The organism is Bradyrhizobium denitrificans (genome assembly GCF_013179005.1).
Lineage (GTDB): Bacteria > Pseudomonadota > Alphaproteobacteria > Rhizobiales > Xanthobacteraceae > Bradyrhizobium > Bradyrhizobium denitrificans.
Genome location: NZ_JABFDP010000003.1, coordinates 272750 through 296230, shown reverse-complemented (window position 1 = coordinate 296230; position 23481 = coordinate 272750). Strand labels below are relative to the sequence as shown.

The window sequence follows — 23481 nt, the reverse complement described above, 5'->3', positions numbered from 1 at the left end:
TCAACCCGCCTCTGGACCAGGGTTTATGAGTCCACGCCCTAACCGGCGCGGAAGCGGCAGAATTGGAACTGCTGCACCGAGCCCCACGGCGTGCGATGCGCTTCGCTGCAGCTGTCCTCCAGCGTGAAGCCGGAGCCCAGCGTCGCAGCAAGACTCTGCGCATCATAGCGAACCACCGGCAGCCCGCTGCATTTGTCCGGGCCATCGAGTGCAAAGGTCCCGATGATGACGGCGCCGCCCGGTACAACGCCGCTGCGCACGCGCTCGACATAGGCGGCACGGTCGCGCGCCTCGGTGAGGAAATGAAACACCGCGCGATCATGCCAGAGGTCATAGGTCGCGTCCGGCATCCAGGTGGTGACGTCTTCCCTGATCCAGGTCACATCGTCCGCCGCAGCGCCAAGCCGGTGGCGGGTGGTCGCGAGCGCCGCTTCGGAAATGTCGAGCACGGTGAGCGCCCGGTAGCCGGCGGCCAGCAGCGCATCGACCAGCCGCGAGGTGCCTCCGCCGATCTCGATGATCCGCGCAGCCGGCGCCGCGACCGCATCGCGGATCAGCCGCAGCGACGTCGCCGGATCGGCCTGGTACCAGCTGACCTCGGTTTCAGCCTTGGTGGTGTAGACGGTCTGCCAATGGGCGGCGCGATCGGACATTGCGGCGTCGTTCGGTAGGTTGAGGGCTCATCCTATCATGCGGCCGAACGATCGGCGCAAGCTTCGTTGCGCTGCCAGCAAAAGCGTCATGGTCTGAGACCGATCATCTCAGATCCGCATCGCGACGCACCCGCTAGAACGTCCCGGCCACCGTCACCCGGAACGTCAGCGGTTCGACTGGATGCAGCACGCGGTCCATCACGCCGGCCTGGCAGACCTGCGCCGGCACCCCCTTCGGCGTCCTGCCGTAGCAATCCTGGTAGAGCTGGTCTGTCGGCAGCAGCGAGCCGTAGCCGTAGGAGATCTGGTTGGCCTTGGTGTTGAGCAGGTTCAGCACGTCGAGCTGGATACGCCAGCCATTGGCGTCGCGGAAGCCGATGCGGCCGTTGAACATGCTGGTGGCGGTTGAACGGAAATAATTGTCCTCGGTCAGCGGCGTCGATCCCAGATAGCGCCAGCGCAGGCCGCCGAACCAGCCGGTCTTCTCGCCGAGCGTGATGCCGGCTGAGGCGATCATCGACGGCGCATTGGGGATGTAGTTGCCCGGCGCATTGCCGCGCAGCACCTCGGCGGGCGCGCCCAACCCGACCAGCTGGGCATAGGTTGCGGCCTGGTCGCTGTCGGTGCCGACGAAGCGCGCATGCGTCATCGCGAGGTCGGCATCGATGTCGATCCAGGACGCCGGCCGGTAGTGATTGGTCAGCTCGAAGCCATAGCGCCGGCTCGGCCGGCTGGCCGCGGTGTCGCCGGCGTCGCCCGAGAACAGGATTTCGGAGTCCTGATTGAGCATGAAGACGCTCAGCGACGAATCGAGCCCCGGAATGATGCGCGTGCGCATGCCGACTTCCGCGCCCTTGGTGCGCACCAGCAGCGGCGAGGAGGCGAGCTTGTTGGTCGGATCCGCCGGGTCCTCGGTGGTGGTCGCGCCGCGCGCGTCGTTGCTGTGCATGCCATAGCCGGCGCCGAGGAAGAATTCGGTTTTGTTGAACGGACCGATCACCATGCGGACCTTCGGGCTGCCGAGGCTGGCCGCGGCATCGCCGGTGTTGTTGCCGTTGTACAGCGAATAGACATGGGTCTGGTAGTAGTCGCCGCGATAGCCGACCGTGGTGCGCAGCCAGTCGGTCCAGCTCACGCTGTTTTCGACATAAAGGCCGACGCTGCCTTCGCCGACCTTGTCGCTGCGGACCGCGCGCAGGAAGCTGCGCTGGTTCGTATAGCTCAAGGCCAATGCGATGTCGTCATAGCGCGTCTGGAGGCCGATCGTCGTCTCCATCGGGCGTCCGGCAAAGCTGCCGTTGAAGGTCCGCGACGCATTGGCGCCGAGCATCAGCCGGTCGTCGTGCTGGTGAAACTGGTCGCCATTGACCGGATCACGCAGCGCATAAGTGAAGTTGTTGTAGAGATCGAGCTGGCTCTTCACCACATAGGCGTTGGCCTTCCAGGAGCCGGCATCATCCGTGCCGGCGACGCGGCCGGACAGCGCGAAACGGTTGGTCTTGCCGCCATCGGTCGGATCGAACGCATCGAAGCGGCCGAGATCGCCTGAGGTGATGGCGCGCTCCGGCACCTGGTCGGTCGAGGTCCAGCGGTTCGCATAGGCCATGCCGGTGATCGAGAAGCCGTCGGTGGCCGTGCCCTGCGAGTAGCGCATCAGGCCGTTCAGCTTCTTGGCGTCATCGGGCGTGGTCCACGGCCCGTCATAGCGGCCGGCCTCGCCTGCGATCAGGAGGTGGCCGTCGCCGACATGTACGGAATCCATGCCGAAGAAGCGGCGATAGCCGAAGCTGCCGGCGGTCATCTGCGCGATCGCCTTGGGCACGCTGTCGACCAGTCCAATATGCACGCTGCCGGCCGAGGCGAAATCGCCTTCGTCGGCAAAATAAGGACCCTTGCGCACGTCGACGCGGCCGATCGTCTCCGGCATCAACCAGTTGAGATCGGCATAGCCCTGGCCATGGGCGTGCGTGCGCATATTGACCGGCACGTCGTCGACAGAGAGCGCGAGGTCGGTGCCGTGGTCGAGATTATAGCCGCGCAGGAAATACTGGTTGGCTTTGCCTTCACCGGAGTGCTGGGTGACGATGAGGCCGGGTACGGCCTCGAGCACTTCGCCCGGGCGCGTGGCCGGACGGGCGTTGATCTCCTCGCCGGTGATCACGACCTCGCTCGCCATGCCCTGCGGGCGCGCCGGCCCGGAGCCGACAGCGGGAGCGCCGGACGGTGCCGCTGGAGCTGCGGCCGTGTCCGCTGGCGTCGCCGGAGCAGGCGAGCGCGGCGCGCCAGGCTTCGGCCGTTGCGCCTCGTGCCTGACCTGTGGCTTGGGCTTGGCTGTCCGTTTGGGGGCGTCGACATCGACGGTCGGCAACTCCGCCGGGGGACGCTCGGGATGCGCTTGCGCCTGCTGGACGAATGCTGCCATCAGCACCAAAGCACTTGCCCCACGCCACCACATTGCCGTCACGCCCTCGATCTCGCAACCGGGGCACGCGTCATCATCTGCCGCAAGCCGTCATTGGCCTGAGACACGCTCGCTTGGATCGCCCCACTGTCGAGTGTTAAAGAACGCTAAGATGACGCCAGTATGATGTCAACGCGCAAACATCATACTGGTGTCGACACTGTTGCCGCCGGGAGACGATCTATGCAGCGCCTGACGATCACGATCGACGACGATCTGCTCGCGGAGGTCGACGACTTCATGGCCCGACGCGGCTACGACAACCGCTCCGAGGCGTTCCGCGATCTGCTGCGCAGCGGCCTGGAGAGCGCCGACAATACGTGTACCGACAGCCGCCAGTGCATCGCGACCTTGAGCTATGTCTATGACCACGCCGCACGGGAACTGCCGAAGCGGCTGACCCAGGAGGCGCATGATCATTCCGGCCTCGCGCAAGCGACCCTGCACGTCCACATCGACCAGGAGAGCTGCCTCGAGGTCACCGTGCTCAAGGGGGAGCGGCGCGAGGTCAAGGCGTTCGCCGACCACGTCATCGCCGAACGTGGCGTCCGCCACGGCCACGTCGCGCTGATGCCGATCGATGCGGCGGCCGACCACGGGCACGCGCATACGCAGAGCCATTCGCATAGTCACAGCAGCAGCCACAGCCATTCGCATTCCCACGCGACGAAGAGCGGGAAGAAGTAGCCTGGTGGACGATGAGGGGCAGCCTGCCGGCCACACCCTCCGCCGTCGTGCAAGCACAGGCGGGCATCCAGTACACCGCAGGGCAATCGTACAAGAACATTCGGCCTCGTGTGCCCCTTTGCTTCCACATCGTCGTGGCCGGGCTTGTTCCGGCCATCCACGTCGTCCGGCGTCCCGGGTATGACGTGGATGCCCGGGACAAGCCCGGGCATGACGGAATAACTCATTGGCAGTGTTCTCGCCGCTCGTACGATCTCATCGATGTGATCGCCCTGCACAAGCCGCGGCCCAACGATGTCGTCACGACCGTCTCGGACGACTGGATCGCCCGGTCGAACCGGGCGATGACAATGGAGGCGTGACGCAGGGCTGCCCATTCTCCGTCATTGCGAGGAGCGGAGCGACGAAGCAATCCAGAGCTTTCGCTCCGCCCCTGGATCGCGTCGCTTCGCTCGCGATGACGGCTGGGGCCGTGCCTGCGCACCCTAGAAACCCGCTGCGCGCAGAAACTGATTTCGCTTGTCCGACCAAGCTGATTTGCCCTGTCCAGTCCTTCGCGCCAAAATATTCGACTTCCAATTTTCAGAAATTGATGGTTGTCTAACGCCATCCCGCCTCGATCGAAGAGGGACGTTTCGCGGTCGTCACGAGCGTTGGGGGCGGGAAGCGGTGGCCTGTCGGCGCGCAGCGCGCTGCAATCGCGCGCGGACGAACGTGACCGGCAGGACGGTGAAGTCGCAGGGTCCTGACGTCCCGATGCTGGCGTCAAGTTCGCGGGCAGGTGCTCGGCATCTGCCGCGGGCGACGGTGGCTAAAAGCCCGGACACCGGGGAGACTGCGTATAAATCGTAAGCCCATCGCGCGGGGAGGCCGGGTGATCTCGGCCGGACCTGTGGTACCTGCCGCCTGCATTTTTTGTCCGCAGGCGGGCCACGGGCGCGGTCAGCGCCCGGCCTTCCCTGCACCCTCCGGATGATCAGAGGGTGATCCGATCGCAAAGCTCGGACGTCAACCGTCGCGAGAAGGAAAGTGCATGTCCGACGCGAGCGATGTCATTGCCCCATTCAGGTGTTCACGCGCCGCGCCGTCAGCCTTTGACGCCATAATTGGCGAGGAACATCCGAACCGCGCTCGCCACCACCTTGCTGATGCGTTCGGGCGAGGGGGCCGGCTCGGCCTGGAAGATGAAGGGCAGGAACAAGGTCGCCTGGCACATCAGGTGGAATTGCGATGCCGCGAGCTGGCAATCGTCGATGGCCAGTTGCCCTGCCTCGACCCGGCCGCGCAAATAGGTGGTCAGGCAATTGATGGTGCCTTCGAGCACGCGGTCATAGTAGCGGCGTCCGACATCCGGCATGCGCTCGGCGATCGCCATCACGGTGCGGATCGCGGATCCGCCGCCCGGCCGGCACACCAGCGCGATATAGGCTTCGCCGAAGCCGGTCAGATTGGTCGCGATATCGCGATCGGGATCGAAGCTGAACAGCACAGCGGTGCGCGTCTCTTCCTCGACGATCGCTTCGAACAAGGCGGTCTTGTCGGTGAAGTAGACATACAGGGTGCCCTTGGAGACACCCGCCGCGCGGGCGATCTCACCCATGCTGGCGCCATCGAAGCCCAGCTCCATGAAGACCTCGCGCGCCCCGTCCAGGATCTGCCGCCGTTTCGACGTGTCCTCGTCCTGCGGCGCATGGGTGGTATTCTGATCGACCTCAATCATTGGTTTAGGCTGTTCCCGAAGAATCCGAGTGCGGCAACCTCACAAAAGGGGCTGAGCGGATATGTTGCGGTCGCGAAGATATAAATTGACCGAACGGTTCGGTCAATGATAGATGTCGAATGACCGAACGGTTCGGTCGGAATTCTATGGGGCCGATTGGCTCCGCTGTGACGGGTGGGAGTCGCTGATGGCTGCTGCGAGAGAACAGGCGGTGCGGGCACGCCGTCCGGATGCTGAGGAAGCGCCGGACCAGGGACAGCCTGCCACAGCCCGTCCCCAGGCCAGCGAGCCGGCGCAGCACAAGGCTGCTGAAACGCGGACAAATGACGTCAAGGCTGGCGAGGCCGGTACCAAGGAGGCTGATATCAAGGCCGACTCCGTCGCCGAGGCGCCGCTCGAACGGCCGCCGGCCGGGGCGCCCGCCGGGCAGAAGCCGCCGGCCAGCACCGCAGCGCCGAAATCCGGCAAGCGCAAGCGCGTGCTCACAGGCGTCGGCCTGCTGTTGGCGCTCGCCGCCGCCGGCTATGCCACGCATTATTTCATTGTCGGCCGCTTCATGGTCTCGACCGATGACTCCTATGTCCGCGCCAACAACACGATGCTTGGCGCCCGCGTGTCCGGTCATATCCAGGAGATCGTGCCGCGCGACAATTCGGTGGTCCGCAAGGGCGACGTGATCTTCCGCATCGATGACGGCGACTACAAGATCGCGGTCGACGCAGCGCGCAGCAAGATCGCGACCCAGGAGGCGACGATCGCGCGCATCGGCCGGCAGGTCGCCGCGCAGCAGAGCGCCGTCGAGCAGGCGCAGGCCAATCTGACCTCGTCCGAAGCCGCAATGAAGCGCGCCGGTCTCGACTATGAGCGCCAGCAGGCGCTGAGCAGCAAGGGTTTTGCCTCGCATGCGACGTTCGAACAGTCGGAAGCCGCGCGCGACCAGGGCATGGCCGCAGTCCGCGCCGCGCGCGCCGCGTTCGACGCCGCGCGCGACAATGTCGAGGTGACCAAGGCGCAGCAGGTCGAGGCCCAGGCGCAGCTTGCCGAGTTGAAGACGTCGCTGGCCAAGGCCGAGCGCGACCTCGAATTTGCCACCGTGCGTGCACCGGTCGACGGCACGTTTTCCAACCGCCTCGTCAACACCGGCGACTTCGTCGCGGTGGGCCAGCGGCTCGGCAACGTGGTGCCGCTCGACGACGTCTTCATCGATGCCAATTTCAAGGAAACCCAGCTCAAGCGGATCCGTCCGGGCCAGCCGGTGACGATCAAGGTCGACGCCTATGGCGCTCGCGGCTTCAAGGGCGTGGTCGACAGCATCTCGCCGGCCGCGGGCTCGGTGTTTACCCTGCTGCCGCCGGACAACGCGACCGGCAACTTCACCAAGATCGTGCAGCGGTTGCCGGTGCGCATCCGTGTGCCGAAGGAGGTGGCGCGGCAGAACCTGCTGCGCGCCGGCATGTCGGTCTACGTCACCGTCGACACCACCGACGGCGCCAAGGATGCCGACACCGACGCCGACCTCGACGCGCCCGCGACGGTGCAGGGGAAGTAGTTCGATCGATCTGACGATGAGATTGGTAATCCTGCCCCGAGCTGAGTTCACCTCTCCCCACCGGGGAGAGGTCGGATTGCATCGAAGATACAATCCGGGTGAGGGGACTCTCTCCTATCTTGACACCGTACCCCCTCACCCCAGCCCTCTCCCCACGGGAGAGGGAGCAGACTGCCGCTGGGGTTAGCAGGATCGAACACAGCCATGGCCACCGCAACGACAGCCGATCCCACCATGAGCGCGCCGGCGGCGGCGTCGGACCGCATCGCGCCGCGGCGGCTGATTGCGTTCCTGATCATGGTGTTCGGCATGTTCATGTCGATCCTCGACATCCAGATCGTGTCGGCCTCGCTCAGCGAGATCCAGGCCGGATTGTCGGCGAGCTCGAGCGAAGTGTCCTGGGTCCAGACCGCTTATCTGATCGCCGAGGTGATCGCGATTCCGTTGTCGGGCTTCCTGTCGCGCGCGCTCGGCACGCGGCTGTTGTTTGCGATCTCGGCCGCCGGCTTCACCATCTCCAGCTTCCTGTGCGGCTTCGCCTCGTCGATCGAGCAGATGATCCTGTGGCGCGCGATCCAGGGCTTTCTCGGCGCCGGCATGATCCCGACCGTGTTCGCCTCGGCCTACACGGTGTTTCCGCGCTCCAAGTTCCACATCGTCGGTCCGATCATCGGCCTGGTCGCGACGCTCGCGCCGACCATCGGCCCGACCGTCGGCGGCTACATCACCGATGCGATGTCGTGGCACTGGCTGTTCTTCATCAATATCCCGCCGGGCGTCATGATCACGATCGGCGTGCTGGCACTGGTCGATTTCGACGAGCCGCATTTCGAGCTGCTCGAACGCTTCGACTGGTGGGGCCTGCTGTTCATGGCCGGCTTCCTCGGTTCACTGGAATATGTGCTGGAGGAGGGGCCGCAACATGAATGGCTGCAGGAGACCTCGGTGGCGGTCTTCGCCGTGGTCTGTGCGGTGTCGGCGGTGTGCTTCTTCTGGCGCGTGCTGACGGTGGATGAGCCGATCGTCGATCTCGGCGCGTTCACCGACCGCAATTTCGCGGTCGGCTGCCTGTTGCAGTTCTGCGTCGGCATCGGCCTCTACGGCCTGACCTACATCTATCCGCGCTATCTCGCCGAGGTGCGCGGCTACAGCGCGCTGATGATCGGCGAGACCATGTTCGTCTCCGGCGTCACCATGTTCCTGATGGCGCCAGTGGTCGGCCGTCTGATGGTGAAGATCGACATGCGGCTGATCATCGCGTTCGGCCTGATCATTTTCGCGATCGGCTCCTATCAGATGACCGGGATCACCCGTGACTATGATTTCTGGGAGCTGTTTCTGCCGCAGGTGCTGCGCGGCGTCGGCATGATGTGCGCGATGGTGCCGACCAACAACATTGCACTTGGTACGCTTGCGCCCGATCGCGTCAAGAACGCTTCCGGCCTGTTCAACCTGATGCGCAATCTCGGCGGCGCCGTCGGCCTCGCCGTGATCAACCAGGTGCTGAACGACCGTACCGATCTGCATATTTCCCGCCTGCATGAGCGGGTGAACTGGGGCAATGCGACCGCCGTCGAGACGCTGAACATGCTGCAGCAGAAGCTGCAGGGCATGGGCGACTCGGCGCTGATGGCCATGAAGCAGCTGTCGCAGATCGTGCATCGCCAGGCCGTGGTGATGGGCTATGGCGACGCCTTCTTCATGCTGACCTGCTTCTATATCGCGCTCAGCTTCATGGTGCTGCTGCTCAACAAGCCGAGCTCGCCGATGGCCGCAGGCGGCGACGCGCACTGACCTCGCGCTCGCGCGCTGCGCGCGGGTTGCCAAATCATACCGTCGGTGGTAAGAAATAAGAATTGTCGCTCGAGCCGGGGAGATTTGCATGACAACATCGCATCTGCAGATCGCATGCACCCGGTCGATGCTCGCGCTTTCGACGGCTGTGCTCACAACGTCTGTGCTGACGATGCCAGCTCGTTCGATGCCCGTGCTGATGTTCCGCCGCTCGATTTGAGCGCCGCCGCCCTTCTCTCAACCTGATTCATCATTCGCAGACCGCGCGCGTTGCCGCGTCTGCTTCATTTGGAGCCGGCTGGCGCTGCGGGCGCGGCCGGATGAAGCCATGACCATCCAAGTCTCCGGCCTGAAGGCCGACAAGCGCCCCGCCGCGATCCGCGTCGTGATCCCGTTCGTGACCCGCCATTGGCTGCAGCAGCCGCGCATGACCTTGGGCATCGCCGTGGCGCTGCTCGGCGCCACCGCCGCCGACCTGTTCATGCCGCTGTTCTCGGGCCAGCTGGTCGATGCGCTGACCCTGGGTCCAGGCAATGCCGACGCGCGGCACAGTGCGCTGGTCTCGTTCGGCGCCATCGTCGCGCTCGGCTTCGCCTCGATCGTGCTGCGGCTGTCCGGGCTGCAGCTGATCGTGCCGTTCACATTGCGCATCATGTCGGACGTGGCGCGCGACGCCTTCGTGCGCGTGCAGCGCTTCTCGACCGACTGGCACGCCAACAGCTTCGCCGGCTCCACGGTGCGCAAGATCACCAGGGGCATGTGGGCGCTCGACCTCTACAACGACACCATCCTGCTGGCATTGCTGCCGTCCCTGTCGGTGCTGCTGGGCTCGATGGTGCTGCTCGGCCTGCATTGGGGGGCGCTGGGCGGGGTCATTGCGCTGGGCGCGGTGGTCTATGTGGCGATGACGGTCGCGTTCTCGACCCGCTACATCGCGCCGGCCGCGCGCATTTCCAATGCCTGGGACACCAAGGTCGGCGGCACCCTGGCGGACGCACTGAGCTGCAACGCCGTGGTCAAGTCGTTCGGCGCCGAGGCGCGGGAAGACGGCCGGCTGATGCGCGTCGTCAGCCGCTGGCGGCGGCGCGTCAACCGCACCTGGCTGCGCTACAACACGACGGCGGCCGTGCAACTCGGCGTGCTGTTGTGCCTGCGCTCCGCGGTGATCGGCGGCGCCGTGCTGCTGTGGATGGCGGGCAAGGCGTCGCCCGGCGACGTCACCTATGTGCTGACGAGCTACTACGTCATCCATGCTTACTTGCGTGACGTCGGCATGCACATCAACAACCTGCAGCGAGCGGTCAACGACATGGACGAGCTGGTGGCCATCCATGGCGAGCCGATCGGCATCGTCGATGCCGCGGATGCCAAGCCGATCGCGGTGACCGGCGGGCACATCGTGTTCGACGCGGTGACGTTCCACTATGGCGGCCATCGTACCGCGCTTTACGACCGGCTGTCGGTGGACATCCGGCCGGGCGAGCGGATTGGCCTCGTCGGGCGCTCCGGCTCCGGCAAGACGACCTTCGTCAAGCTGGTGCAGCGGCTGTACGACGTCAGCGGCGGCCGGATCCTGATCGACGGGCAGGACATCGCCCATGCCAAGCAGGATTCGCTGCGCAGCCAGATTGCGATCGTGCAGCAGGAGCCGATCCTGTTCCACCGCTCGCTGGCCGAGAACATCGCTTATGGCCGGCCCGGCGCCAGCCTGACCGAGATCGAACAGGCGGCGCGGCTTGCGAACGCGCATGAGTTCATCATGCGCCTGCCGAAGGGCTATGGCACGCTGGTCGGCGAGCGCGGCGTCAAGCTGTCGGGCGGCGAGCGGCAGCGGGTGGCGCTGGCGCGGGCGTTCCTGGCCGATGCGCGGGTGCTGATCCTGGACGAGGCGACCTCGAGCCTCGATTCGGAGTCCGAGGCGCTGATCCAGGAGGCGATGGAACGGCTGATGAAAGGCAGGACCGCGATCGTGATCGCGCATCGTCTGGCGACGGTGCGCAGCCTCGACCGCATCCTGGTGTTCGACCGCGGCCGCATCGTCGAGCAGGGCAATCATGCGACGCTCGTCGGCAAGCCTGGCGGACTCTATCGCAGCCTGTTCGAGCGCCAGGCCACCGAATTCGGCCAGCTCTCGGCTGCGGGTTAGCGGAAATGGTGAGGGGCCCGGCGCTGGTGCGCCGAGCCCCTCATGAACATATCAGCCGGCCTGTAAGCCGGGTTCTGTAGGGCACCGTGATGCTTGCGCATGACGATACGTGACGGCCATTCCTCTGGGATCGCGCTTGCGCGAGACCTCGGGCAACCTACCCGGACGGCGAGCCTGACATCGCTCCCGCGGACGTCATCGCCAAAAGCGATTGTCTCCGCGTGGCCGTCCCTATTCGGTTTTGCTCCCGGTGGGGTTTACCATGCCGGTTCCGTTGCCGGCCCCGCGGTGCGCTCTTACCGCACCTTTTCACCCTTACTCGCCTCCCTTTCGGGAGGAAGCGGTTCGTTCTCTGTGGCACTGTCCCTGGGGTCGCCCCCGCCGGACGTTATCCGGCACCGCATGTCGATGGAGCCCGGACTTTCCTCCCCGGCGGCCTTTCGGCACCTGCCGGAGCGGCCGTCCGGCCGACTGACGCGGCCTGAATGGAGCTTCCCGGCCAGTACGTCAAGCCATCGCCGCGCAGGAAAAATATTATCCTCGGGGTGTCGTTCCGTGTCCGAGCCGTTCGACTGGATGTCGGCAGTCCAGCCGAACAAGGGAGCAAGTCGATGCAATATCTGCTGATGATCTATTTGAACGAGGTCGAATACGCGAAGATGGAGAAGGAGGCCGAGGGCAAGATGCTGGCGGAATATCAGACCTTCACGCAGTCGATCATCGCGAGCGGCAACTACAAGGGCGGCGACCGGCTGCAGCCGACGACGACATCGACGACGGTGCGGGTGCGCGACGGCAAGATCCTGACGACGGATGGGCCGTTCGCCGAGACCCGCGAGCAGCTCGGCGGTTACTACATGATCGAAGCCAATAATCTGGACGAGGCGATCGGGATCGCGGCCCGCATTCCGGGTGCCAGGCTGGGGTCGATCGAGGTCCGGCCGGTCTGGCAGTACGATCATTGATGCCAGCGTGCGGCCGGCGCGAGTGTCAGCGATGACGCCTGAGGCGATCGACAAGGTGTTCCGCGACGAGGCCGGCCGCGCGCTCGCGACCTTGATCAGGCTGGTCGGTGACTTCGAACTGGCCGAGGACGCGTTGCAGGATGCGTTCGCGGCGGCGCTGCTCAATTGGCGAGGGGCAGGGGCCCCTGCCAATCCGCGCGCGTGGCTGGTCAATGTGGCGCGCAACAAGGCGATCGATCGGATCCGGCGCCAGCGCAACTTTCGCGCCAAGGAAGCCGAGATCGTCCATGCAATCGAGCGCGACGCCGTCAGCGACGAGGCGGCCGCCACGCCAAACGATCTCGACGACGACATGCTGCGGCTGATCTTCACCTGTTGCCATCCGTCCTTCGCGCCGGAGGTGCAGGTGGCGCTCACGTTGCGCACGGTCTGCGGACTGACCACGGCCGAGGTCGCACGTGCCTTCCTCGCCAGCGAGGAAGCGATGGCGCAGCGCCTGCTGCGTGCCAAACAGAAGATCCGCCTCGCCGGCATTCCCTACGAGGTGCCCGGACGCCATGCCCTGGAAGAGCGTCTGCGCGGCGTGCTGACCGTGATCTATCTGGTGTTCACGGAAGGCTACCTGGCGACCTCCGGACCGGAACTGATCCGCCACGATCTTGCGCGCGAGGCGATCCGGCTTGGCCGGCTCGTTCTCGGCCTGATGCCGGAGGCGCCCGACATCAAAGGCCTGCTGGCCTTGATGCTGCTCCACGATGCGCGCCGTGCCGGACGGACCGATGCGTCCGGAGACATCGTCCTCCTAGAGGAGCAGGATCGGTCGCTGTGGAACAGCGAGCAGATCGCCGAAGGTCTTGACCTTGTCGAACAGGCGCTTGGTGTCAGGGGACGGCCGCAGCCTTATACGGTCCAGGCCGCGATCGCCGCGCTCCACGCCCAGGCGCAGAGCTATCACGACACGGATTGGCGCCAGATCGTCGGCCTCTATGAGGTCCTGCTGCGGATTGCGCCGTCGCCGGTGATCGAACTCAATCACGCGGCCGCAGTCTCGATGGTCGACGGCCCCGCGCGGGCACTCGCGCTGGTCGAGTCGCTCGCCGCTCGGGGCGGCTTGCGGCAGTACGACCTGTTGCCGGCGGTGCGCGCGGACCTGTTGCGGCGACTCGATCGGCGCGAGGAGGCCCGTTCAGCCTACCGCGCGGCGCGGGATTCGACGCAGCTGGAGCCGCTCAAGCGGCTTTATGCCCGCCGCCTTGTCGAACTGGATGCGGGCGCCTGATCACTCAGACGCGCGTTGCCGGTTCCTCTGCCGGCAAGCTCGTCAGCAGCGCATGCAGGGTCCACAGAGTCGAGCGGTCGGCGATGCCGTCGATCCGCTCGGGGCGGAAATGACGCTGGAACGCGGTGACGACGTCCATGGTGATGCCGTCAAACTTGCCGGTGATCGGCACGCCATAGCCATATTTGGCGAGCGCCTTCTGCAGGCCCCTGACGTCATCGCCGATGCTGCCGAGCTTCAGCGTCTCGCCCTTGGTGATCGCCGCCGGCTGCACCCAATGGCCGACCCCCGAATTGGCCAGCGAGTGCCAAGGGAATTTCTCGCCCGGATCCTTCTTGCGCGACGGCGCGACGTCGGAATGACCGAGAATGCGGTGCGCTGGGACGTTGCGGCGGAGCATGATGCCCCGGCACAGCGCAATCACCGCCGCGATCTGCCGCGGCGGAAAGTCCGGGTAGCCCCAATCATGGCCGCGATTGACAATCTCGACGCCGATCGAGCAGGAGTTGATGTCCTCGTCTCCGCCCCAGGACGAGAGACCGGCATGCCAGGCGCGCATCGCCTCCGGCACGCACTGCACGATTCGCCCGTCTTCCAGCACGATGTAATGCGCGGAGACCTCGCTGCCGGCGGTGCACAGCTTGGTGATCGCGCCCTCCACGTCCGGCATCCCGGTATAATGGAGGATGACCATGTCCGGCTGTCGGCCACCTTTGCGCTCACCGAAATTTGCGGAGGGGATGACGTCGGATGCAATCGACGAGTCCGGGGTGAAGAGCGGCAGCTCAGCACAGCCCTTGGGGATCGGCAGCGCGCGTGGACGATTCGATTCGGGCTTGTCGGTTGAATTCGGCATGACGCACTCGAAGCGGCTGGCGACGGCAAATGGCTCAAATCGAATATGGGCACGCACTACTCTTTTGCATCTCCCAACCGCAATCGAAATCGCATCTACCCGATTGCTGCGAGCAACCTCATGCATTGCCGGAGGTCGCCCATGAGCTGGTCGCGTCCGAGGAGAAGTGCCTAATATCCGCCACAGACCATCAACGGTTTGTTAACGCTGAACGCCGTTACTGAGCGGTGAAGAGCCAAGCCGGCTTTCGGGACGGCCAGCCGCCACGATGCAAGGTCCTGCACGGCAGATCACGATGGAAAGCGGTTCCTGGCCCAGCCAGCGCCGCGTGATCGCCGCCGGGCCGAGGCCCCGGTCCCCGGCACAGCTGCGTTGTGTCGGCGATACCGAGCCGTCGCGGTGGATGGCTGACCAACCCGAGAGATGGCTTGGCGAGTTGAAGGGGCGCGAGGATCGAAGGCGCGATGGGCTCGCAGCCGACCAAAGCCAATCTGACCCAGCGGCATCCTCGCGGAGCGTCCGCGTGAGCACGGCTGACCCGCGACACGTCCCGGTGCTTGGTCCGGAGGCGGTGGCCATGCTCGCTCCGCGCGAGGGCGGAACCTATATCGATGCGACCTTCGGCGCGGGCGGATACACCCGGTTGATTCTGCAGTCCCCGGGAACGCGGGTGATCGGGATTGACCGCGACAGCACGGCGATCGCCGGCGGCGCCGCGCTCGTCGCGGAGGCCGGCGCTCGCCTCACGCTGGTCGAGAACCGCTTCTCGGCGATCGCCCACATCTGTGCATCGCTCGGGTTGTCCCAAGTTGACGGCATTGTGATGGATGTCGGCGTCTCGTCGATGCAGCTCGATTCCGCCGCGCGGGGCTTCTCCTTCCGCTTCGATGGCCCGCTCGACATGCGGATGGGGGAGACCGGACCGACCGCTGCTGACGTCGTGGCGCAGGCCGCCGAACGCGATCTGGCGGACATCATCTATATCTTCGGCGAAGAGCGCCACTCGCGTGCTGTGGCTCGCGCCATCGTCGCTGCGCGCAAGGAGCAGCCGATCACGACCACGCGGCAACTGGCCGACATCGTCGCGCGCGTGGTGAGATCGAAGCCGGGCGATATTCATCCGGCGACACGGACGTTCCAGGGCCTGCGCATTCTCGTCAATGAAGAGCTCGACGAACTGGAGCAGGCCTTGTCGGCGGCCGAGCAGGTGTTGGCTCCGGGCGGCCGGCTGGCTGTCGTCTCGTTCCATTCGCTCGAAGATCGGATCGTCAAGACCTTCCTGGCTGAACGGAGCAGGACCGGTGGCGGCTCGCGCCATCTGCCCGAGATCGCCCAGGAGACGCCGACCTTTCAACTGCTCAACCGCAAGCCGGTCGTGGCCGATCAGAGCGAAATCGAGGCCAATCCGCGTGCACGCTCGGCCAAGCTGCGCGGCGCCGAGCGCACCGCAGCGCCGGCCCGCCTCCCGCCTGCTTCGTCATCTTGGCCGCGCTTGGCCGACGTCCTGCGAGGAGGGTAACGCATGCGCCTCCTCCATCTGGTCGTGATCTGCTCGCTGATCTTCGCCGCCGCCTATGTCTATCGCATCAAGATGGAATCGACTGCGCGTGTCGAGCGCGTGCTGCAGCTGCGGGCCGAGATCCGCGAGCAGCGCGAGGCCATCGCGATCCTGCGTTCGGAATGGGCCAAGCTCGACGCTCCCCTGCGGCTGCAAGGATTGGTCGAGCGCCACCTGCCGTTGAAGCCGCTCAACGCCACGCAATATGACAGCCTCAAGAACCTGCCGGAGCGGCCGCCCCGGTTCGCCCGTTCCGACAATCCCGATCCGATCGGATCAATGATCGATACGATCGACGCGATCAACGATGAGCCCCCTGTGACCGGGTCGGTGCGTCCTCCGGAGGATCAGCAATGACCGATCAGCTTCGGCCTCATGTCAAGCCGCAGGAGCCCTGGCGGCAGCGATTGATCCGCACGCTGCTGTATGGGCGCGATGTCGATCGCACCGCCAAGGCGCGTGCGCGAATTGGTCTCGCGATCATCGCCTTTGCCGCCGTCTATGCGATCATCGGCGGGCGGCTGGTGATGTTCGCGGTTGGTGCCGATGGTCCGACCGCGCGGCGGGCCGCGCAGCAGGACGCCATCGCCACCGCACGGCCCGATATCGTCGATCGCAACGGCGCCGTGCTCGCCACCGACGTGAAGACGCCGAGCCTGTTCGCCGAGCCGCGCCGCCTCATCGACAAGGACGAGGCGATCGAGCTTCTGACCGCGACGTTGCCGGACCTCGATACAAGCGAGGTGCGCGAGCGCTTGATGTCACGCAAGGGCTTCGTCTGGCTGAAGCGCGAGATGTCGCCGAAGCAGCAGCAGGACATTCACCGCCTTGGCCTGCCGGGCGTCGGTTTCCTGCGCGAGAACAAGCGCGTTTATCCAACCGGCAACGAGGTTGCGCATCTGATCGGCCTGGTGAACATCGACAACCAGGGCATCGCCGGTATGGAGAAGTGGCTCGACAATCAGGGCCTCGCCGACCTGCACCGCGCTGGCTTTGCTACCGATCGGCTGCAACGCCCGATCGAGCTGTCGGTCGATCTGCGCGTCGAGCATGCGCTGCGCGACGAACTGCTCAAAGCCAAGGAGAAGTTCAAGACCAAGGCGGCTTCCGGCCTCGTCGTCAATGTCAGGACCGGCGAGATCGTTGCCATGGTGTCGCTGCCGGATTTTGATCCGAACAGCCCGAAGGAAGCGCATGATCCAGATCGGATCAACCGCCTGACAACTGGCGTGTATGAGATGGGATCGACCTTCAAGGCCTTCACTCTGGCGATGGCGCTCGACACCGGCAAATATGATCTCAACTCGCTCTGGGATGCACGCGGGCCGCTGCATTACGGCAAGTTCGCGATCCATGACGATGAGCCCAAGGGCCGCTTTCTCAGCATGAAGGAAGTGTTCTACTTCTCCTCCAATGTCGGCGCTGCCAGGATCGCGTTGACGCAGGGCGTGGAGGCGCACAAGGCGTTCCTGCGCAAGATGGGTCAGTTCGACCGGCTGCGCACCGAACTGCCGGAGAGCGCCTCGCCGATCCTGCCGAAGCGCTGGGCTGAGTTGAACACGGTCACGATCGCGTTCGGTCACGGCATGGCGGTGGCGCCGTTGCAGGGCGTGATGGGCGTCAGCGCGCTGGTCAATGGTGGCCTCTTGATCCCGCCGACCTTCATGAAGCGCACGGAAGAGGAGGCGATGGCGCTGGCCAAGCGCGTCATCAAGCCGGAAACCTCCGAGAAGATGCGCTATCTGATGCGCCTCAATGCCGAGGTCGGCACCGCGCGAAAGGCCGACGTCAAGGGCTATTATATCGGCGGCAAGACCGGCACGGCCGAGAAGGTGATCAATGGTCGCTACGCCAAAAAGAAGGTGCTGACCCTGTTCACCGCGGTGATCCCGGCGGACAAGCCGCGGTACCAGCTTCTGATCATGCTGGACGAGCCCCAGCCGCTGAAGGAAACCTACGGCTTCATCACCTCCGGCTGGAACGCGGTGCCGACCGCCGGCAACGTGATCGCCCGGATCGGGCCGCTGCTCGGTATCGAGCCCCGCTTCGACCTGCCGCCGTCCGACCGCCAAATTCTTGCGGCATCGCGCCTGACACAGTAAGCCGTCGTCGAATTGCTGGCTTTGACGCCGCCGCCCGCAGGGGGCGGGGCGGAACTGGTGCGGGACCAGGATGAAACTCCACGATCTTCTCGGCGATGCGGCTGGGCGCGACCCGGAGATCGCCGCCGTCGACGTCTCCGGCTTGGCCGTTGACAGCCGCGCGGTCCGGCCCGGCGATCTGTTCTTCGCGCTGTCCGGAGCGAAGACCGATGGCGCCCGCTTCATCGCTGCGGCCATTGCGGCCGGCGCGATCGCCGTGGCCGGCGGGTCTCCGCCTGGCACGGCGCTGTCCGTACCTTATGTTGAGCTGCCTAACCCGCGGCTGGCGCTGGCGATGGCCGCAGCGCGGTTCTATCCGCGCCAGCCGGCGACGATCGCCGCCGTGACTGGGACCAGCGGCAAGACCTCGGTCGCGGCCTTCACGCGGCAGATCTGGCAGAAGCTCGGTCACAGCTCGGCCAGCATCGGTACGGTCGGCCTGGTGTCGGACAAGCGCACGGTCTACGGCTCGCTGACCACGCCCGATCCGATCGCGCTGCACCGGCAGATCGATGAGATCACGCAGGACGGCGTCACCCATCTGGCCTTCGAGGCGTCGTCGCACGGGCTCGACCAATATCGCCTCGACGGTGTTCGGGTCTCGGCCGGCGGGTTCACCAATCTCTCGCGCGATCACATGGATTATCACCCCGACCTCGCGCATTATCTCAACGCCAAGCTGAGGCTGTTTCGCGATCTCGTGCCCCCCGGCGGTGCTGCGGTGATCTCGGCCGATCATGAATGCTCGGCGGATGTCATGGCCGCGGCACAAGCGCGCGATCTTCGCCTGATGACCGTTGGCACGCATGGCGATGGCGCGGGGGCGGGCATCCGGCTCGTCGCCGCAGCCATCGATGGCTTCGCCCAGCAGCTCCAGCTCCAGCATTGCGGTCGCATGTACACGATCCGCCTGCCGCTGGTCGGCGCGTTCCAGGTCGAAAATGCGCTGGTCGCGGCGGGACTCGCGATCGGCACCGGCAGCGATCCGCAGGCCGTGTTCGAGGCGCTGGAGACGCTTGAAGGCGCCAAGGGCCGGCTCGAACTGGTCGGCGAGCACAATGGCGCGCCCATCTTCATCGACTACGCGCACAAGCCGGATGCGCTGGCCAAGGCTTTGCAGGCGCTGCGGCCCTATGCCGCGCGAAAGCTCGTTGTCGTGTTTGGCGCCGGCGGCGACCGTGATACCGGCAAGCGGCCTTTGATGGGCGCTATCGCTGCCGCCGAGGCCGATCGCGTGATCGTCACCGACGACAATCCGCGCAGCGAGGATCCGGCCGCGATCCGGGCCGCGATCTTGGCTGCCGCGCCCGGTGCGCGCGAGATCGGCGACCGCGCCGAGGCGATCAAGGTCGCGATCGGCGAATTGCAGCCTGGCGACGCCCTCGTAATTGCCGGCAAGGGGCATGAGGTCGGGCAGATCATCGGCGGCACCACCCTGCATTTCAGCGATCATGAAGCGGTCGCGGACGCATTGGCAGCGAGGGCATCATGACGAAGGCGCTGTGGACGGTGGCTGAGGTTGCGCGCGCGCTCGGCCTTGCCGGCGATTATCCGGAGACGCCAATCGATCTCGTGACGCAAGACAGCCGCGCGGTGAAGCCCGGCAGCCTGTTCGTTGCGCTGAGCGGCACGCCGAGCGGGGGGTTCGTCTCGAGCTTCGCCTCCAGCCGCGACGGCTGGGAATTCGCGGCCAATGCCGAGCAGGCCGGTGCGGTCGCGATGATCGTTCCGCACCGAGTCGACGGCATCAGCGTTCCGCAATTGGTGGTGCCGGACACGTTGATCGACGGGTTATGGGCGCTCGCCCGCGCGGCGCGGGCCCGCTTCCACGGCCCGGTCATCGGTCTCACTGGCAGCGCCGGCAAGACCTCGACCAAGGAGTTCATCGCCACCTATCCCGGAGCGTCCGCGAGCCCGTCGAGTTTCAACAATTTCTGGGGGGTGCCGCTGACGCTGTGCAACGCCGATCCGAGCGCCTCGGTGTGGGTGGTCGAGATGGGCATGAACCAGCAAGGGGAAATTGCGCGGTTGACCGAGCTGTCGCAGCCGACGGTGGCGCTGGTCGTCAATGTGCAGCCGGTGCACCTTGAGAAGCTTGGCAGCCTTGAGGCGATCCGCAAGGAGAAGGTCTCGATCGCGCGTGGGTTGCCGTCGGACGGCATCCTGGTGCTGCCGGTTGATCTTGCCGCGCCCGAATGGCCCGGCAGGGTGCTGCGATTCGGCGCTGGCGCCGACGTTCATGCCATGTCGAAGGTTCCTGCCGGCGAGAGCTGGGACGTCACGGCTGACATTGCCGGCCGTCATCTGGCGTTCTCGCTGACCCCGGGGGCACCGCATCGCCTGCATAACGCCTTGGCGGCACTCGCCTCCGTCGCCGCGGCCGGGCTTGATCCGGTGCTGCTGGCGCGCGAACTGGGCGAGGTCGGCATCATGACCGGGCGGGGCGTCGAGCAGCGCATTGGCGAGATCGTTCTGATCGATGACAGCTTCAACGGCAATCCCGCGAGCATGGCGGCGGCGCTCGACAGTCTGCAGGCGCGGCCGGTGCGCGGGCGGCGGATCGCGGTGATCGGCGACATGCTGGAGCTGGGGGACGAGGCGCCGGCCTATCATGCCGACATGGTCGGGCATGTCACAGGGATCGACGGGGTGTACTGCGTCGGTCCGCTGATGCGTCATCTGTTCGAGAAGCTGCCGCCGGAGAAGCGACTCGGCTGGCACGAGGACCCGGCGACACTGGACGCCAGCCAGGTGGCCGCGCTGCTTGCACCGGACGACGTCGTCGTCATCAAGGGCAGCAAGAAGATCTTCTGGGTGAACAAGTTCGTGCAGAAGCTCGCCGCTGCGCTGCAGGCCTCGAATTGAAATCGGGCGATATCGCGGCGCGGTGGAACAAAATCTGGCTATCGGCAGCGGGGCAGCCATGCCGGAGGGATCATGCCCTCGCAGGCAACGATTCGCACCCGGCTCCGATCGTGGTTAAAAGAGGCTGGATCGGATTCGCGCCCGCGAATCCATTGAGATCACGTGGCTCGGTCTCGGCGAAGCGGCATAGGCGGGTTGGATGTTTTACTGGTTGATCGAGCTGACGAATACGTTTCCGAGCCTGGCGATGTTTCGCGGCCTGCTCAACGTGTTCCGCTACATCACGTTCCGCACCGGCGGCGCCGTGGTGACCGGCGCATTGTTCGTATTCCTGTTCGGTCCCTGGATCATCGATCATCTGCGCCTGCGCCAGGGCAAGGGACAGCCGATCCGCGCCGACGGCCCGCAATCGCATATCATCAGCAAGAAGGGCACGCCGACGATGGGCGGCCTGATGATCCTGTCGGGCCTCGTCGTCTCGACCGTGCTGTGGGCCAATCCGCTCAATCCTTACGTCTGGATCGTGCTGGCGGTGACGCTCGGCTTCGGCTTCGTCGGCTTCTATGACGATTACCTGAAGGTCACCAAGCAGTCGCATTCGGGCTTTGCCGGGCGTGCGCGGATCCTGATCGAGGCCGGCATCGCACTGGTCGCCTGCTATGCGCTGGTCCGGCTCGGACGCGACCCGTCCTCGACCGGCCTTGCGATTCCCTTCTTCAAGGATCTCGTGATCAAGTTCGGTTGGATGTACGTCATCTTCGGCGCCTTCGTCATCGTCGGCGCCGGAAACGCGGTGAATCTCACCGATGGTCTCGACGGCCTCGCGATCGTTCCGGTGATGATCGCCTCGGCGAGCTTCGGCCTGATCGCCTACCTCGCCGGCAACGCCGTGTTCTCGGATTATCTCCAGATCCACTATGTGGCGGGCACCGGCGAGCTCGCCGTGCTGTGCGGCGCGGTGCTCGGGGCCGGGCTCGGCTTTCTCTGGTTCAACGCCCCGCCGGCCTCGATCTTCATGGGCGACACCGGCTCGCTGGCGCTCGGCGGCATGCTCGGCTCGATCGCCGTGGCGGTGAAGCACGAGATCGTGCTGGCGGTGATCGGCGGCCTGTTCGTGCTCGAAGCCGTGTCTGTGATCGTGCAGGTGGCCTCGTTCAAGCTGACCGGCAAGCGCATCTTCAAGATGGCGCCGATCCATCACCATTTCGAACAACTCGGCTGGACCGAGCCGCAGATCGTGATCCGCTTCTGGATCATCTCCGTGATGCTGGCGCTGGTCGGCCTGTCGACCCTGAAGCTGCGCTGACATGATCCCCGTTACCTCATTCGCCGGAAAGACCGTCGCCGTGTTCGGCCTTGGCGGGTCCGGGCTCGCCAGTTGCCACGCCCTTCGCGCGGGCGGTGCGGACGTCGTGGCCGGCGACGATGGCGCCGAGCGGCTGGCCGAGGCTGCCAAAGCCGGCTTCGTCACCGCGGATCTGCGCACCGTGTCGTGGTCGGATTTCGCGGCGCTGGTGCTGGCGCCCGGCGTGCCGCTGACCCATCCGGTGCCGCATTGGAGCGTGCTCAAGGCGCGCGAGGCCGGCATCGAGGTGATCGGCGACATCGAGCTGTTCTGCCGCGAGCGCAGGCGGCACGCACCGGATGCGCCGTTCGTCGCCATCACCGGCACCAACGGAAAATCGACGACGACGGCGCTGATCGCGCATCTGATGCAGACCGCCGGCTACGACACCCAGCTGGGCGGCAATATCGGCACCGCGATCCTGTCGCTGGAGCCGCCGCGGATGGGCCGGGTTCACGTCATCGAGATGTCGTCCTATCAGATCGACCTGACGCCGTCGCTCGATCCGACCGTGGGCATCCTGCTCAATGTCAGCGAGGATCACATCGACCGCCACGGCACGATCGAAAACTACGCCGCGGTCAAGGAGCGCCTGGTTGCCGGCGTCAAGCCGGAGGGGACCGCGATCATCGGCGTGGACGATGGCTTTTCGCGCGCGATCGCCGATCGGCTCGACCAGGCCGGCAAGCGCGTGGTGCGCGTTTCGGTGAAGAACCCGCTGGCTGACGGTCTCTATGTCGAGCACGAGACCATCCTGCGCAGCGCAAGTGGCGCGCGCAGCGAGGTCGCGCGGCTCGGCGGCATCGGCTCGCTGCGCGGCCAGCACAATGCGCAGAACGCCGCCTGCGCCGCCGCCGCTACCCTCGCGATCGGCGTGAAGCAGGATGTGCTGCAGCAGGGGCTGCGCAGCTTCCCGGGGCTGGCGCATCGCATGGAGCAGGTCGGCCGCCGCGGCCATGTCCTGTTTGTCAACGACTCCAAGGGCACCAACGCGGATGCGACGGCGCATGCGCTGTCGTCTTTCGCCGACATCTTCTGGATCGCCGGCGGCAAACCCAAGGCCGGTGGCATCACCAGCCTCGAAGGTTTCTTTCCGCGCATCCGCAAGGCCTATCTGATCGGCGAGGCCGCGGCGGAGTTCGCCGGAACGCTCGGCAACAAGGTTCCGCACGCGATGTCCGGCACGCTCGAGGTCGCGGTGGCGCAGGCCGCTGCCGATGCCGAAGCTTCCGGGCTGACGGACGCCGTGGTCCTGCTGTCGCCGGCCTGCGCCTCGTTCGACCAATTCCGCAATTTCGAGATCCGCGGCGCCCGCTTCCGCGATCTGGTGCAGGCGCTGCCGGGTGTGGAGCGGGTGGTTTAGCTCACCATCGTCGACCACACGCTTGTTTCACCCGCGAAGGCGGGTGGCCAAGGATGCCGAGGTCCACGTCGTTCATCGTGACGCGACGGCACACAGCGC

General features: G+C 65.7%; 18 protein-coding genes and 1 other RNA gene. 14 read left to right on the top strand and 5 right to left on the bottom strand.

What is annotated here, in order from left to right:
• Positions 1 to 38: 38 nt before the first annotated feature.
• Together HL671_RS04810 and HL671_RS04805 are read right to left on the bottom strand one after the other, a co-directional pair.
• A complete protein-coding gene (locus HL671_RS04810; protein WP_172235755.1) occupies positions 39 to 653 on the bottom strand; it encodes a class I SAM-dependent methyltransferase in 615 nt (204 codons plus the stop codon).
• A 133-nt stretch (positions 654 to 786) separates the two neighbouring features.
• On the bottom strand, positions 787 to 3075 hold the full coding sequence (locus HL671_RS04805; protein WP_246579714.1) for a TonB-dependent receptor: 2289 nt from the start codon (positions 3073 to 3075) through the stop codon (positions 787 to 789).
• Positions 3076 to 3297: 222 nt separating this feature from the next.
• On the opposite strand from HL671_RS04805, the gene nikR reads away from it, so the two are divergent.
• Both nikR and HL671_RS04795 read left to right on the top strand, forming a co-directional pair.
• Entirely contained in the window at positions 3298 to 3801 is a 504-nt protein-coding gene (gene nikR / locus HL671_RS04800; RefSeq protein ID WP_172235754.1) for a nickel-responsive transcriptional regulator NikR, read from the top strand.
• A gap of 11 nt (positions 3802 to 3812) precedes the next feature.
• Positions 3813 to 4163 carry a hypothetical protein gene (locus HL671_RS04795; RefSeq protein WP_041750956.1) on the top strand — a complete coding sequence of 117 codons (351 nt, stop codon included), beginning with the start codon at positions 3813 to 3815 and terminating at the stop codon, positions 4161 to 4163.
• Between the two features lie 725 nt (positions 4164 to 4888).
• Here the strand turns inward: HL671_RS04795 and HL671_RS04790 are convergent.
• Positions 4889 to 5521, bottom strand: coding sequence for a TetR/AcrR family transcriptional regulator (locus tag HL671_RS04790; RefSeq protein WP_172235753.1), 633 nt, complete (start codon positions 5519 to 5521; stop codon positions 4889 to 4891).
• A gap of 187 nt (positions 5522 to 5708) precedes the next feature.
• Here HL671_RS04790 and HL671_RS04785 point away from each other — a divergent pair, with 187 nt between their 5' ends.
• From HL671_RS04785 to HL671_RS04775, 3 genes are all read left to right on the top strand, one after another.
• Entirely contained in the window at positions 5709 to 7070 is a 1362-nt protein-coding gene (locus HL671_RS04785) for an HlyD family secretion protein (RefSeq protein WP_172235752.1), read from the top strand.
• Positions 7071 to 7274: 204 nt separating this feature from the next.
• A complete protein-coding gene (locus HL671_RS04780; RefSeq protein ID WP_012046060.1) occupies positions 7275 to 8864 on the top strand; it encodes a DHA2 family efflux MFS transporter permease subunit in 1590 nt (529 codons plus the stop codon).
• 328 nt (positions 8865 to 9192) lie between these two features.
• Positions 9193 to 11010 carry an ABC transporter ATP-binding protein gene (locus tag HL671_RS04775; RefSeq protein ID WP_172235751.1) on the top strand — a complete coding sequence of 606 codons (1818 nt, stop codon included), beginning with the start codon at positions 9193 to 9195 and terminating at the stop codon, positions 11008 to 11010.
• A gap of 47 nt (positions 11011 to 11057) precedes the next feature.
• On the opposite strand, the gene rnpB is transcribed toward HL671_RS04775, so the two are convergent.
• Positions 11058 to 11485, bottom strand: an RNA gene (gene rnpB / locus HL671_RS04770) — RNase P RNA component class A.
• Between the two features lie 136 nt (positions 11486 to 11621).
• Here rnpB and HL671_RS04765 point away from each other — a divergent pair.
• Together HL671_RS04765 and HL671_RS04760 are read left to right on the top strand one after the other, a co-directional pair.
• On the top strand, positions 11622 to 11975 hold the full coding sequence (locus HL671_RS04765) for a YciI family protein (RefSeq protein ID WP_172235750.1): 354 nt from the start codon (positions 11622 to 11624) through the stop codon (positions 11973 to 11975).
• A gap of 31 nt (positions 11976 to 12006) precedes the next feature.
• Positions 12007 to 13254 (top strand): RNA polymerase sigma factor, encoded by a 1248-nt coding sequence (locus HL671_RS04760; RefSeq protein ID WP_172235749.1) that lies wholly within the window; start codon positions 12007 to 12009, stop codon positions 13252 to 13254.
• Positions 13255 to 13258: 4 nt separating this feature from the next.
• Here HL671_RS04760 and HL671_RS04755 read toward each other — a convergent pair whose 3' ends face one another.
• Positions 13259 to 14110: a peptidoglycan recognition protein family protein gene (locus HL671_RS04755; RefSeq protein ID WP_012046056.1), complete on the bottom strand. Its 852-nt coding sequence runs from the start codon at positions 14108 to 14110 to the stop codon at positions 13259 to 13261.
• Positions 14111 to 14633: 523 nt separating this feature from the next.
• Here HL671_RS04755 and rsmH point away from each other — a divergent pair.
• The 7 genes from rsmH to murD all read left to right on the top strand — a co-directional run bounded on the left by rsmH (position 14634) and on the right by murD (position 23382).
• The gene (gene rsmH, locus HL671_RS04750; protein ID WP_172235748.1) at positions 14634 to 15629 is read left to right on the top strand and encodes a 16S rRNA (cytosine(1402)-N(4))-methyltransferase RsmH; all 996 of its coding nucleotides are present in this window, start codon (positions 14634 to 14636) and stop codon (positions 15627 to 15629) included.
• Between the two features lie 3 nt (positions 15630 to 15632).
• Positions 15633 to 16025, top strand: a complete 393-nt coding sequence (gene ftsL, locus HL671_RS04745; protein WP_012046054.1) for a cell division protein FtsL — start codon at positions 15633 to 15635, stop codon at positions 16023 to 16025.
• Positions 16022 to 17770 (top strand): peptidoglycan D,D-transpeptidase FtsI family protein, encoded by a 1749-nt coding sequence (locus tag HL671_RS04740; protein ID WP_012046053.1) that lies wholly within the window; start codon positions 16022 to 16024, stop codon positions 17768 to 17770. Before ftsL ends, HL671_RS04740 begins: the two co-directional genes overlap by 4 nt.
• Positions 17771 to 17840: 70 nt before the next feature.
• Positions 17841 to 19301: a UDP-N-acetylmuramoyl-L-alanyl-D-glutamate--2,6-diaminopimelate ligase gene (locus tag HL671_RS04735; RefSeq protein ID WP_172235747.1), complete on the top strand. Its 1461-nt coding sequence runs from the start codon at positions 17841 to 17843 to the stop codon at positions 19299 to 19301.
• Positions 19298 to 20674: a UDP-N-acetylmuramoyl-tripeptide--D-alanyl-D-alanine ligase gene (locus HL671_RS04730; protein WP_172235746.1), complete on the top strand. Its 1377-nt coding sequence runs from the start codon at positions 19298 to 19300 to the stop codon at positions 20672 to 20674. Before HL671_RS04735 ends, HL671_RS04730 begins: the two co-directional genes overlap by 4 nt.
• A gap of 199 nt (positions 20675 to 20873) precedes the next feature.
• Positions 20874 to 21980 carry a phospho-N-acetylmuramoyl-pentapeptide-transferase gene (gene mraY / locus HL671_RS04725; protein ID WP_012046050.1) on the top strand — a complete coding sequence of 369 codons (1107 nt, stop codon included), beginning with the start codon at positions 20874 to 20876 and terminating at the stop codon, positions 21978 to 21980.
• A gap of 1 nt (position 21981) precedes the next feature.
• Complete coding sequence (gene murD / locus HL671_RS04720) at positions 21982 to 23382, top strand: UDP-N-acetylmuramoyl-L-alanine--D-glutamate ligase (protein WP_172235745.1); 1401 nt, start codon at positions 21982 to 21984, stop codon at positions 23380 to 23382.
• Positions 23383 to 23481: the final 99 nt, after the last annotated feature.